The organism is Streptomyces sp. NRRL F-5755 (assembly GCF_001279365.1).
Lineage (GTDB): Bacteria > Actinomycetota > Actinomycetes > Streptomycetales > Streptomycetaceae > Streptomyces > Streptomyces rimosus.
Genome location: NZ_LGCW01000295.1, coordinates 53211 through 65649 on the forward strand (window position 1 = coordinate 53211; position 12439 = coordinate 65649).

At 72.8% G+C, this 12439-nt stretch carries 6 protein-coding genes and 3 pseudogenes; 5 read left to right on the plus strand and 4 right to left on the minus strand.

Annotated features, from left to right (window positions below):
* The first annotated feature begins 401 nt into the window (after positions 1 to 401).
* Positions 402 to 977 carry a sigma-70 family RNA polymerase sigma factor gene (locus ADK86_RS31725; protein ID WP_078952390.1) on the plus strand — a complete coding sequence of 192 codons (576 nt, stop codon included), beginning with the start codon at positions 402 to 404 and terminating at the stop codon, positions 975 to 977.
* Between the two features lie 44 nt (positions 978 to 1021).
* Here the strand turns inward: ADK86_RS31725 and ADK86_RS31730 are convergent, their stop codons facing one another.
* Both ADK86_RS31730 and ADK86_RS31735 read right to left on the minus strand, forming a co-directional pair.
* Complete coding sequence (locus ADK86_RS31730; RefSeq protein ID WP_053699695.1) at positions 1022 to 1783, minus strand: DeoR/GlpR family DNA-binding transcription regulator; 762 nt, start codon at positions 1781 to 1783, stop codon at positions 1022 to 1024.
* Between the two features lie 300 nt (positions 1784 to 2083).
* The gene (locus tag ADK86_RS31735) at positions 2084 to 2827 is read right to left on the minus strand and encodes a class I SAM-dependent methyltransferase (RefSeq protein ID WP_053699696.1); all 744 of its coding nucleotides are present in this window, start codon (positions 2825 to 2827) and stop codon (positions 2084 to 2086) included.
* 286 nt (positions 2828 to 3113) lie between these two features.
* Between ADK86_RS31735 and ADK86_RS41610 the strand changes: the two are divergent.
* Positions 3114 to 3587 (plus strand): annotated as a pseudogene (locus ADK86_RS41610) (glutamine synthetase); the annotation flags it as partial.
* Between the two features lie 4 nt (positions 3588 to 3591).
* Positions 3592 to 4221, plus strand: a pseudogene (locus ADK86_RS44940) (cytochrome P450); the annotation flags it as partial.
* Between the two features lie 25 nt (positions 4222 to 4246).
* On the opposite strand, the gene ADK86_RS31745 reads toward ADK86_RS44940, so the two are convergent.
* A complete protein-coding gene (locus tag ADK86_RS31745; protein ID WP_053699697.1) occupies positions 4247 to 5050 on the minus strand; it encodes an alpha/beta fold hydrolase in 804 nt (267 codons plus the stop codon).
* A 49-nt stretch (positions 5051 to 5099) separates the two neighbouring features.
* Here ADK86_RS31745 and ADK86_RS31750 point away from each other — a divergent pair, with 49 nt between their 5' ends.
* Both ADK86_RS31750 and ccrA read left to right on the plus strand, forming a co-directional pair.
* The gene (locus tag ADK86_RS31750) at positions 5100 to 5501 is read left to right on the plus strand and encodes a GNAT family N-acetyltransferase (RefSeq protein WP_053699843.1); all 402 of its coding nucleotides are present in this window, start codon (positions 5100 to 5102) and stop codon (positions 5499 to 5501) included.
* Positions 5502 to 5804: 303 nt separating this feature from the next.
* Positions 5805 to 7151: a crotonyl-CoA carboxylase/reductase gene (ccrA, locus tag ADK86_RS41625; RefSeq protein ID WP_053699698.1), complete on the plus strand. Its 1347-nt coding sequence runs from the start codon at positions 5805 to 5807 to the stop codon at positions 7149 to 7151.
* A gap of 197 nt (positions 7152 to 7348) precedes the next feature.
* On the opposite strand, the pseudogene ADK86_RS31760 reads toward ccrA, so the two are convergent.
* Positions 7349 to 12421: pseudogene (locus ADK86_RS31760) on the minus strand (beta-ketoacyl synthase N-terminal-like domain-containing protein); the annotation flags it as partial.
* Positions 12422 to 12439: the final 18 nt, after the last annotated feature.

Genomic DNA, 12439 nt, shown 5'->3' on the forward strand with positions numbered 1-12439 from the left:
GGGCGCCCCGTCCCCCGTGCGGGATCATCATTTCCTGCGAAAGAGTGATGATCGGCTCGTTGTTCGGTCATCATCGGTCCGGCGCCGGAGCCGCCCGGCTGGAGTTCCCGGGCCTGGCCGCCGGGCGCGTTGCCCGTACGGGCGGGAAACGGGCGACGGTTCGGACACGGCGGACGCCGGGCCGGACGCTCCGGGCACCGTCCCGCGCGCCCGGCCGCGCGGTAGGGCACGTCGGCGTACGAAGCGGAAGCGGGCGGCCCCGCCAACTCGGTCACGCTGCCCGCCCACACGGACACCCCGGTCGTGCTCCCACGGCGTTACAACGTCTTCTGTGGCGTGTTCCCCCGCGCGCCCGGGGCGAACGCCCCAGCTCACAGCACGTGAACGTGAGGAGTCACACCGTGGAGACACCACTGCCGCTGACCGGGCGCGCCAAGGACTCCCGTACCGTACCGGCCCGTTCGGCGCGGCAGGCCGAGGAGTTCCTCGACACCCTTTACGAACGGCACGGGTCGGCCCTGCTCGGCTTCGCGGCCCGGCTGCTGGGCGGCGACCGGCACCGTGCGGAGGACGTCTTGCAGGAGGTGGCGTTCCGCGCCTGGCAGCGCGCCGACGACCTCGATCCGACGACGAACGCGCTGCGTCCCTGGCTGTTCACCGTGGTCCGCAATCTGGTCATCGACGGCCACCGCTCGCGCAGGGCCCGGCCCGTCGAGGTCGGCGCCGCCGAGGTACCCGTCTCGCCCGTACCCGACGGGGTCGATCGCGCCCTGACCCGGCGGGTGGTGATCGAGGCCATGCGGGAGCTGGCACCGAACCACCGCGAGGTGCTGGTGCACGTGTACTTCATGGGCCGCAGCCTCGCGCAGACGGCGGAGTTGCTGGGGGTGCCGCCCGGTACCGTCAAGTCGCGGGTGTACTACGCGATGCGTGCGCTGCGCGACGGGCTCAGCAGCCGCGGCCTGACCGCCGCCTGACCGCCCTGTTCGTCGCCTCCGTCAGCCGGGCCCACGGCGCGCCGTCACACGCGTAGGACCTGCGGGCCCAGCTGTGAGTAGCGGTGTGCTTCGCCCTGCGGCAGCCGGGTGTCGGTGACGATGGCCTCGAAGTCCGCCGGCTCGGCGAAGCGGCACAGGCTCACCGCGCCGAACTTGGTGTACACACCGGAGAAGATCCGGCGCCGGGCCGCCCGTACGGCCTGCTGTTTGACCTGGCTCACCGCCGGGTCGGGGGTGGTGAGGCCGTACTCCCGGGAGATGCCGTTGGCGCCGATGTACGCCAGGTCGACGACGAACTCGGACAGCATGCCCGCCGCCCAGTGGTCGGCCGTGGCCACGGTGCCGCCGCGCACCCGGCCGCCCAGCAGCACCACGGTGACGCTGGGCCGGGCGGCCAGCAGCGCCGCGGTGGCCAGGGAGGCCGTGATCACGGTGAGCGGGCGGTCCGCGGGCAGCGCCGCGGCGATGAGCTGCGGGGTGTAGCCCTCGTCGATGAAGACGCTCTCCGCGTCGCTGAGCATCGACGCCGCGGCGGACGCGATCCGGATCTTCTCCGACAGGTGCATGGTGGTCCGGAACGCCAGGGTGGATTCGTACCCCGCGCTCTCCACCGGATACGCGCCTCCGTGCGTACGCCGCACCAGTCCGTGCTCCTCCAGCACCCGCAGATCCCGCCGTACGGTCTCCTTGGCCACCCCGAGATCCGCGGCGAGCTTGCCCACGTCCACCGATCCCGCCTCGCGGGCGGCCTCCACGATGCGGCGCCGGCGCTCCTCGGCCTCCACTGCGCACCCCCGATCCCGGGCGCCGGCGACCGGGCGCTCCGCGCTCGTGCCGGCTGCTCAACTGGTGTGTGGCATACCGCCGTTCCCTTCCCCCGTACGGTCCTGGCCTCACTTCCTACCGGTATCGAAGCCGCCCGGTCCGGCCCGTCGCACCACACATCTTGCCCGAACGTGCCCGTTCTCGTTCGACAATGGCCATTGCCCGGTCCGCACCGGGCACGGCTCGCCCGTACCGGGCGTGCCCGATCGCCCCGTACGGCCGACCACTTGCTGTCCGACCCGCCAGGCCCCCGTCGGCCGTCAGACGGCGCGGCAGCGCAGCATCTCCAGTGGGCGGTTGGCGAGGAAGTCCGCCCAGTGGCCGGCGCCGAATGCGCGTACACCGGCGTCGGACACCCCCAGCGGGACCCACGTCACGTCGCCGAACCCGGCCGCCCGCAGGCACAGCTCGTACACCTCGCGGCGCGGGCAGGTGCTGACGAAGGAGATCGGCGGGTCGAGCAGCGCCGTGGTCCGCACGCGCGGTCCGGCCTCGGCCTCCTCGCCGGTCAGTTCGGTGACGAAGCCGTACTTGCGCGGGGACGGCCCGTCGAAGCGGTAGTCGGGCGTCTGGGCGAGGACGAAGAACTCGGCGCCGGGCGTAAGGCTGCGGTGCACGTTGCGGCACATCCGCTCCATGGCGGCGATGTCCGGCGCGTAGTTGAGCAGCTGGACCGCCGTGGCGATGTCGAAGCGCTCCCCGAGGGGCCGCAATGCGCACACGTCGCCCACCTCGTAGCGCACCCCCAGCGGATCGCGCTCCTCCGCCTTCCGGGCCGCGGCGACCATGGCGCCGGAGATGTCGATGCCCAGCACCTCTGCGGCACCGCGCCGCTTGAACTCACGGCTGTAGAAGCCGGTGCCGCAGGCCAGGTCGAGCACCGACTTCCCTGCCACGTCCCCGACCATGGTCAGGAAGCCGGGCACCTCCGCGTACTGCGCCAGCGGCAGGGACTTGAAGCCCTCGAACGCCTCGCCGATCTCGTCGTACTGCTGCACGCCCACCGTGCGGTCCTCTCGTGCGCTCGGTCATGTCCGTGACCCCGGCCTCCGCCCCCGGAGGGCGCCGCGGCCCGTGGCGGGCAGTCTCTCCGCACCCCGGCGGGCGGTCGTACTGGCAGAAGCCACGAAGATTCGGCCGACGTCCTGGGCTCCTGTACGGGTGCGCCCGCCGCGCGGGGCCGGGATGCGGCACGCCTCTTGAGGAGCGCGGCGGACCGGACATACCGTTTGAGGCCAAACAAAGCAGGGCGCCAAACAACACACCCGAACCGCATCCCTCCCCGCACACCTGGGCGACGCCCTGGACCCGGCGACCGGGCACCCGGCCCCGGAGTCCCCGCGCGACCTGCTGCGTGGCGTCCTCCACCGGACCGGCGAAGAACTGCACCCGGTGATCGGGCCGGAGCTGGAGTACTACCTCTGCGAACGGGACGAGGGCGCGGCCACCGGCTGGCCGCCGTACGGGCAGGCCCCGGGCAATGTCTACAGCGCCGGGCTGCGCGGCGACCCCGTCGGTTATCTGCTGCGAACCTTACGGCACTTGAAAGAGCTGAAGATCGGCACGACGGCGGGGAACCGGGAGTTCGGCAGCGGCCAGTTCGAGATCAACCTCGCTCACTCCGCGACGCTCGACGCCGCCGACCGCGCGTTCCGCTTCAAAGCGGCCGTCAAGGAGATCGCGCGTACGGAAGGGCGGCTGGCGACCTTCATGGCCAGGCCCTTCAACGAGGAGGGCGGGTCCGGCTTCCATCTGCACCTGTCGCGCGTACGGGCGGGAGCTGGCGGCGCGGCGCAGGGGCACCGGCGGCGACGACCTCGTGAGCCGGCTCGTCGATCAGCCGCCGTCCGACGGAGTGCCGCTGTCCGGCCGATACTTCGACAACTATTTCCTGCTGCTGGTCGTGGCGGGCAACGAAACCATCCGGCACGCCATTTCCCACACCATGCTCGCCCTGATCGACCATCCGGACCAGCGGGAGCGGCTGCGCCGTGACCCGTCCCTGGTACCGGGCGCCGTCGAGGAGTTCCTGCGCTGCTCCTCCCCCGTGCACCATTTCCGGCGCACCGCCACCCGCGACACCGAGCTGGGCGGCCGGCGCATTTCCCGGGGCGAGAAGGTCGTCCTCTAGTTCTCCTCGGGCAACCGCGACGAGACGGTCTTCGACGCCCCGTACCGCTTCGATGTCACCCGCACCCCCAACGACCACCTCACCTTCGGCAAGGGCGGCCCGCACTCCTGCCTCGGCAGTTCCCTGGCCCGCCTCGAACTGCGTGTGATGTTCGAAGAACTCCTGCCCCGCCTCTCCGACATCCGCCGTACGGCCGAGCCCCGCTACGTCCGCTCCAACTTCGTCAACGGGCTCAAGGAGCTGGCGCTGGACGTCACGTTGGCGTAGTGGACCACGGGCGGCCGGCACCCCGTCAGCGGAAGACGCGACCGGCCGCCTCCCGTATCGCCTCGGCCAGTTCGCCGGGAGCAATGAGGTGGGCCGTGTGCCCCTGTCCGGCGAGCGTGACGACACGTGCGTCGGGCAGGGCGGCCTCCAGGTCGGTCAGGCGCTCCCGTAGGTGGGCCGGGCTTTTCTCGCCCTGTACGAGGGTGGTCGGCACATGGAGCCGTTGGAAGCGCTCGACGCCGACACCCAGCGCGTCGAGCGCGTCGATGTCGGCGAAGCCCGCTGCCGCCTTCGCGGTGAACGCGGCCCGCGCCTTCGGGTCCGCGACCATCGTGTCGACCACGTCAGCGGGTTCGCGGACGATGTACCGCAGATGGATCCGCATCGCCTCACGGGCATCTCCCGCCTCGAACGCCGCACGGGCGCGCCGGGCCGCCTCCCCTCCGGCCAGGGACCGGGCGGACACCGGCGGTTCGTAGAGGAACAGGCCCGCCAGTGCCCCGGGCGCACGCACCGCGGCTTCGAGCGCGGCGACCGCGCCCGAGGAGTGGCCGGCCAGCAGCGCGGGCCGGCCGAGGAGCCCGGCGATCGCCAGAATGTCCGCCGCTTCGACGGCCGTCGAGTAGTACGGCGGGGTCGTCGCCCCGGGGACGTAGATACGGCGGGCGATCCTGACCACCCGGAAGCCGTCGGTCAGCGACCGCATGACGCCGTCCCAGGACGCGGTGCCGCCACCGCCCCCGTGCACGAGGAGCAGCGGCGGCCCTTCGCCGTCGTCGAGGGCCGTGATCGGTGTGCCACCGACGGACGTTGCGACAAGTTCGGCCATGCACACCAGTGTGCGCCACGGGGAAACCGCGCGCCTCTACGCTGACGGCATGGCGATCACGTACGAGTGGCGGGGCAGCTTCGAGAACGCGGCCGTCAACCGGCTGCACGCGGAGGGCTTCGGCCATCGGGTCCTGGACATCGACTGGTCGGCGCAGCTCCACCGGCACAGTCTCGGCTGGGTGTGCGCCCGGCGCGACCGTGACGGTGAACTCGTCGGCTTCGTCAATGTCGCGTGGGACGGTGGTGTCCACGCGTTCGTCCTGGACACCGTGGTGACGGCGGACGCGCGCCGTTCCGGGATCGGGGCCGGGCTGGTCGCCACGGCCGTCCGGGGCGCCCGGGCGGCGCGGTGCGAATGGCTGCACGTCGACTTCGACGACGAACTGCGCACGTTCTCCTTCGACGCCTGCGGCTTCCAGCCGACGAACGCGGGTCTCATCGCGCTCTGAGAACACCGACCGGGCGAAAAGACGCGCGGAAGATTGCTTTTCCGGACGGCGGGATTCTGGGCGTGCGGCGTCGGCCGTGAACTTACCGATGGGAACACTAGGCGTTCCTCTAGAGCCTTCCGGTCATGATTGGCCCGTCTTTCCGCGCTCCCGCGGGGCGGGTTTTCCGGGGCTCTTCCCAGGGACGCCCAGGGGGATTACGGGGAGACATTGACTCCTCACGCACGGGAATGGTGATCACGCGGCCGGAGTCGCCTCGCCCTTACCGCTGCACTGCCGACCCGCCTTTTCCGGAGGCTCCCCGTGAAGGAAATACTGAACGCTATTCAGGCGCCGGACACCACGGCCGCCGACTTCGCCGCGCTGCCGCTGCCCGAGTCGTACCGCGCGATCACCGTCCACAAGGACGAGACCGACATGTTCGAGGGGCTCGCGGGGTGCGACAAGGACCCCCGCAAGTCGCTGCACCTCGACGAGGTGGCCGTGCCCGAACTCGGTCCCGGCGAGGCCCTGGTGGCCGTCATGGCGTCCTCGGTGAACTACAACAGCGTCTGGACCTCGATCTTCGAGCCGCTGCCGACCTTCGGATTCCTGGAGCGGTACGGCAGGCGCAGCGAGCTCGCCAGGCGGCACGACCTGCCGTACCACGTCATCGGCTCCGACCTGGCGGGCGTCGTGCTGCGCACCGGGCCCGGCGTCACCGTCTGGAAGCCGGGTGACGAGGTCGTCGCGCACTGCCTTTCCGTCGAGCTGGAGAGCGCGGACGGCCACGGTGACACGATGCTCGACCCCGAGCAGCGCATCTGGGGCTTCGAGACCAATTTCGGCGGTCTCGCCGAACTCGCGCTGGTGAAGTCGAATCAGCTGATGCCCAAGCCCGGCCATCTCACGTGGGAGGAGGCGGCGGCCTCCGGGCTGGTGAATTCCACCGCGTACCGCCAGCTGGTCTCCCGCAACGGCGCGGGCATGAAGGTCGGTGACAATGTGCTGATCTGGGGCGCGAGCGGTGGACTCGGTTCGTACGCGACGCAGTTGGTGCTGGCCGGCGGCGGCACCCCCGTCTGTGTGGTGTCCAACGACCAGAAGGCGGAGATCTGCCGGTCCATGGGCGCGGAAGCGGTCATCGACCGCAACGCCGAGGGATACCGGTTCTGGAAGGACGAGCAGACGCAGGACCCCCGGGAGTGGAAGCGGTTCGGCAAGCGCATCCGCGAACTGACCGGCGGCGAGGACGTGGACATTGTTTTCGAGCACCCGGGGCGCGAGACGTTCGGCGCGAGTGTGTTCGTCACGCGCAAGGGCGGCACGGTCGTCACCTGTGCCTCCACCTCGGGCTACCAGCACCAGTACGACAACCGCTATCTGTGGATGTCGCTCAAGCGCATCGTGGGCTCGCACTTCGCGAATTACCGCGAGGCCTGGGAGGCCAACCGCCTGATCGCCAAGGGCAGGATCCACCCGACGCTGTCCCAGACCTATCCCCTGGGGGAGACCGGGCAGGCGGCGTACGACGTGCACCGCAACCTCCACCAGGGCAAGGTCGGCATTCTGGCGCTCGCTCCCGAGGAAGGGCTCGGCGTACGGGACGCCGAGTTCCGGGCGCGGCACGTCAACGCCATCAACCGCTTCCGCGGGACGCTGGAGGACTGATCCGCACAGCGGTTGAGGGGGCCGGCCCTTGCGGGGCCGGCCCCCTCAGCCATGAACGGCGGGGGGGGGGGGGTCCCGGAAAGACCCCCCCCCCCCCCCCCAGGGGTCCGCGTCCCCCAGCCCGGACACGGCCCCGCCGCTGGGCGCCCGCCGGGGCCGGGGGCCCCGCCGACCCGGGTGTCCGTCCCGCCGCCCCGCCCCGCCGCCATCGCCTTCAGCCGTGCCGCCGCCTCCGCCGAGACCTCCGCGCCGGCCGTGAGCAGGGACTCCAGCTCGGCCACGACCGAGTCCAGACGGACGACCGCGTTCGGGGTGGGGTGGTCGTAGACGAGCGTGGCGGGGAGCCGCAGGTCCGTGGCCGCGATGAGGCGGTTGCGGAGTTCGACGGCGTTCACCGAGTTGATGCCCATCTCCTTGAACGTGTGGGTGCCCTCGCCGTCGGGCGGCTCCTGGCCGCCGAGCACGGCCGAGGTTTCGGCGAGCACCAGGGAGCGTACGTACGCGTCCTGTTCGGCGTCTTCGAGACCGGCCAGGCGGACCTCCAGCCCGGACGGCTCCTCATCGGCCTCCGGCACGGGCGCGCCGATCGCGGCGCCCACGAAAGCGGCCTCGGCGCCCGCACCCGGGCCCGCCGCCAGCCAGAACCGCCGCCGCTGGAACGCGTACGTCGGCAGGGCGACGGGCCGGGCCCCGGGCAGCACCGCGTCCCAGTCGACGGGAGCGCCGTGGGCGTGCACCCGGGCCGCCGCGGTGAGCAGGGTGTGCCGGTCCGGTGCCCCGGTGCGCAGGCTCGGGATGACGGCGGCGCCGGGCTGCGGGCCGGCCGCCTCCAGGCACTCGTCGATCATGGGGGTGAGCGTCGGTTCGGCGCCCAGCTCCAGGAACCCGGTGACGCCTGCTTCCCGGAGCCGGCCGACGGCGTCCTTGAAGCGCACGGGCTGCCGCAGGTGCCGCACCCAGTGTTCGGGGTCGCGCGCCTCCTCGTCGGTCAGCGGGCGGCCGGTGACGGTGGAGACGAGGGGAAGGGTGGGCGTGCCGTAGGACAGCGTGCGGACGACCGCGCGGAACTCGTCCAGGATGGGGTCCATCCGCGACGAGTGGGCCGCGACGCGCACGGGGACCCGGTGGGTCTTGTGGCCGGCGGCGCGGAGCCGGTCCGTGAGGGCGAGGAGCGGGGCCTCGGCACCGGAGAGTACGAGGGAGTGCGGCCCGTTGACGGCCGCGACCGACACGGAGCCGGTCGTGTCCTCGGCGAGCCACGCCTGCACCTCGTCCTCCGGGATGCGCACCGCCACCGTCGCGCCGCCGGTCGGCAGCGAGCTGATCAGCCGGCCCCGTGCCGCCACCAGGGTGCAGGCGTCCTGGAGGGAGAGGATGCCGGTCACGTGCGCGGCGGCGATCTCGCCGGCCGAGTGGCCCGCCACGTGGTCCGGGGCCATGCCCCAGGACTCGTACAGCCGGTAGAGGGCGACCTGGAGGGCGAACAGCGACGGCTGCGAGTACTCGGCGTTGTCCAGGAGCGCCGCATCGTCGGAGTCGGGGTCCGCCCACATCACCGAGGTCAGCGGACGCCTCAGCAGCGGATCCAGCGCGGCGCACACCTCGCGCAGCGCCTGCCCGAAGACCGGGAACGCGTCGGCCGCCGCGCGCCCCATGCCGGGGTGCTGGCCGCCCTGCCCGGAGAAGACGAAGGCCAGCCCGCCCGGCGCGGAATCCTGCGGGGTGACCTCCGCGGCCCGCTCCCCGCGCCCGAACGCGGCCGTCGCGGACAACATCCGGTCCCGGTCGGGGCCGCTGACGACGGCCCGGTGCCGGTGCCGGGTACGGGTGGTGGCCAGGGCGTGGGCGATGTCCTGTGTGCGCAGCCCGGGGTGGGCCGCCACATGCTCGGCCAGGCGCCGGGCCTGTTCGCGCAGCGCCGCCCGGCTGCGGGCGGACAGCACCCACGGTACGTCGGTGTCGTCGGCCGGTTCCGTAGCCGGCGCCTGCTCGGGCTTCCCGCCCGGGGCCTCCTCCAGGATCACGTGGGCGTTGGTGCCGGTGAGCCCGAAGGACGACACTCCTGCCCGGCGCGTGTGCCCGCTCTCCTGGGGCCAGGGCTGCTCCTCGGTCAGCAGCCGTACCGCCCCGGCGGACCAGTCGACCTTGGTGGAGGGAGCCTCCACGTGCAGCGTCCTGGGCAGGACGCCGCGGCCCAGCGCGAGCACCGTCTTGATGACCCCGACGACCCCGGCGGCGGCCTGTGTGTGCCCCAGGTTGGACTTCACCGACCCCAGCCACAGCGGCCGTCCCTCCGGCCGCTCCTGGCCGTAGGTGGCCATCAGGGCCTGGGCCTCGATCGGGTCGCCGAGCGGAGTGCCGGTACCGTGCCCCTCCACCGCGTCCACGTCCTGCGGCGACAGCCCGGCGTCGGCCAGGGCCTGGCGGATGACGCGCTGCTGTGCGGGGCCGCTCGGGGCGGTGAGCCCGTTGGAGGCGCCGTCCTGGTTCACTGCGGAGCCCCGTACGAGCGCCAGTACACGGTGTCCGTTGCGGCGGGCGTCGCTCAGCCGCTCCAGCAGCAGCAGTCCCGCGCCTTCCGCCCATGCGGAGCCGTTCGCGGTGTCCGCGTACGCCTTGGAGCGCGAGTCGGGGGCGAGCGCGCGCAGCCGGGCGAAGTGCGTGAAGGGCGCCGGGGTCGCCATGACGGTGACGCCGCCGGCCAGCGCCAGGTCGGTCTCGCCCGACCGCAGGGAGCGGCAGGCCAGGTGCAGGGCGACCAGGGAGGACGAGGAGGCGGTGTCGACCGTCAGCGCGGGGCCTTCGAGGCCGTAGGTGTAGGCGATGCGCCCGGAGATCGCGCTGTTGGCGGCCCCGGTGCCGAGCATGCTCTCCCACTCGCTGGGCACGGCGGACGCGAGGGCGCCGTAGCCGCGCTCCATCGCGCCGGTGAACACGCCCGTACGGGTGCCCTTCAGGGACGCCGGGTCGATGCCCGCCCGCTCGAAGGTTTCCCAGGCCGCCTCCAGGAGCAGGCGCTGCTGCGGGTCGGTGGCCGTCGCCTCGTGGTCGGACAGGCCGAAGAAGCCCGCGTCGAAGTCGCCCGCGTCGGGCAGGAAGCCGCCTTCGCGGGCGTAGCAGGTGCCCGGCCGGTCGGGGTCCTCGTCGAAGAGGCGGTCCAGGTCCCAGCCGCGGTCGTCCGGGAAGGCGCACATCGCGTCGGTTCCGTCGGCCAGCAGCTCCCACAGGGCGTCGGGAGAGTCGGCGCCGCCCGGCAGGCGGCAGGCCATGCCGACGATCGCCACCGGATCGGCCTCGCCGGCCGGGAACCTCCGCGGCTCCTGCGGCGTCTTCCCCGGTGCCGTCGCCGAAGCCGGGTCGTTCTGTTCGGCCAGTACGTGCGCCACGGCCCGCGGAGTCGGGAAGTCGAAGGCCAGCGTGACCGGGAGGGACAGCCCGGTCTCCTCCCGCAGCAGGTTCCGCAGCCGGACCGCGAGGACGGAGTCGAGGCCGAGCCGGCGGAATTCGGTGTCGGGGAATTCCGGCGTACCGGCGGCGGGGCCGGCCGGGTCGCCGCTGCTGCCGAGGACCTGGCGGACGCAGTCGCGTACCAGTTCCAGCGCCTCTTCGGCCGTCTCCGGCGGGACCGCGCCGAGACGGGCCGCTACGGATGTCGCTTCCAGGCCGGTGAGCAGCTGCTTTTTGAGTGCTCTGCGGTCGAGCTTGCCCGCGGGGGTGAAGGGCAGCTCGCGCACGGTGACCAGTTCGAGGGGGATCTTGTGGTCGGCGAGTCCCCGCCGGCGCAGGAACGCGGTCACCTCGGTCAGCCCGATCGTACGGTCCGCGCGGTCGGTCACGACCAGGCACGGGTACTCCCCGAGCCGGTCGTCCGGCGCGCCCGCCACGGCCAGCGGGCCGAGGCCCACGAGATCCGCGAGCAGGCCCTCCACCTCGGTGGCGCTGACCTTCCGGCCCCCGGTGTCGATCACCTCGGCCGCCCGGCCGTGCAGGACGACCACGCCGTCCGTGTCGATGGCGGCGATGTCGCCGGTCCGCAGCCAGCCGTCCTCGGTGAGGGCCGAGCGCGTCAGCTCCGGCTCGCGGAAATAGCCGCGGAACATCGCCGGTCCCCGGTACTGGAGCTCGCCCGTCTCCCCCGCCGCGCGCTCATCGCCGTTGTCGTCGACGACCCGTACGCGCACGCCGTCGACCGGCTCCCCCACGCTGCCGTCGGGATGGTGGGCCCGGGTCACGGTGCCGGTGCCGATCTCGGACATGCCCCACACCACGGCGAGTTCGCAGTCGAGGGCGGCGCGTATCTGTGCGGCGAGCGCGGGCGCGAGGGCGGCGCCCGCCGTACGCACCTGGTGCGGTGCGAAGCCCGCCGGCTCGTCCGTCCTGGCCAGCCGCGCGACGATTTCCCGCAGTTGGGCGGGTACGGCGAAGACGACGCGGGGGTTGTGCTGCCGCGCCAGCGCCAGGAAGCGGTCCACGTCCCAGCCGGTGAGCAGGACCTGCGTCCGGGCGGCGAACAGCGCCGTGTGCAGGGACTGGAGTCCGAACAGGTGGGTCATCGGGCAGGCGGTGAGGACCGTGCCGTCGAAGGCGTCGGCGGCCTCGGCCACGACGGCCGCGGTGTTCGCCAGCAGGCCGCCATGGGTGTGCACGCAGAGCTTGGACCGCGCCGAGGTGGTGCCGGACGAAGGGATCAGGGCGAGCGGCATGTCGGGGGTGAGGTGCACCGGCCGGGGCTCGCTGCCCATCCAGGCTGCCGGCAGCCCGTCCAGCGCCCCGATACCCGGCTCCTCGCACTCCGCCTCCGACGCCCCGGCCAGCAGCACGCCGCGCAGCGTCGGCACGCTCTCCAGGAGCGAGCGGGCCGTTGCCGTGCCCTCGCTCCCGGAAGCCGACAGGACGAGGAGTACGGGTTCCGCGCGGGTCAGCAGCGCGCGGACCTCCGCGGTCGGGGTGCCCTGGTGGATGGGCAGCAGTACGGCGCCGACGGCCGCGACGGCCAGGTGCAGGGTCTGGAACTCCCAGCTGTTCGGCAGCCGCACCGCCACCACGTCACCGGGCCCGACGCCCGATTCCTGCAGGCCACGGGCCAGCGCGCCGACGTCGGCCCGCCACTGCGCCCAGGTCCGCGAACGGTCCCCGTCCACGATGGCCACCGCGTCGGGGGCGGCCCTCGACGCGGCCTCGAACACCTCGGGCAGCGTATGGCCGCCCCCTACCTCCGCCGCGTCGGTGGGCGGCTGGATCACGTAGTCAGCTGTGTGGACGGGCACCATCACTCCCGGATCGCTCTG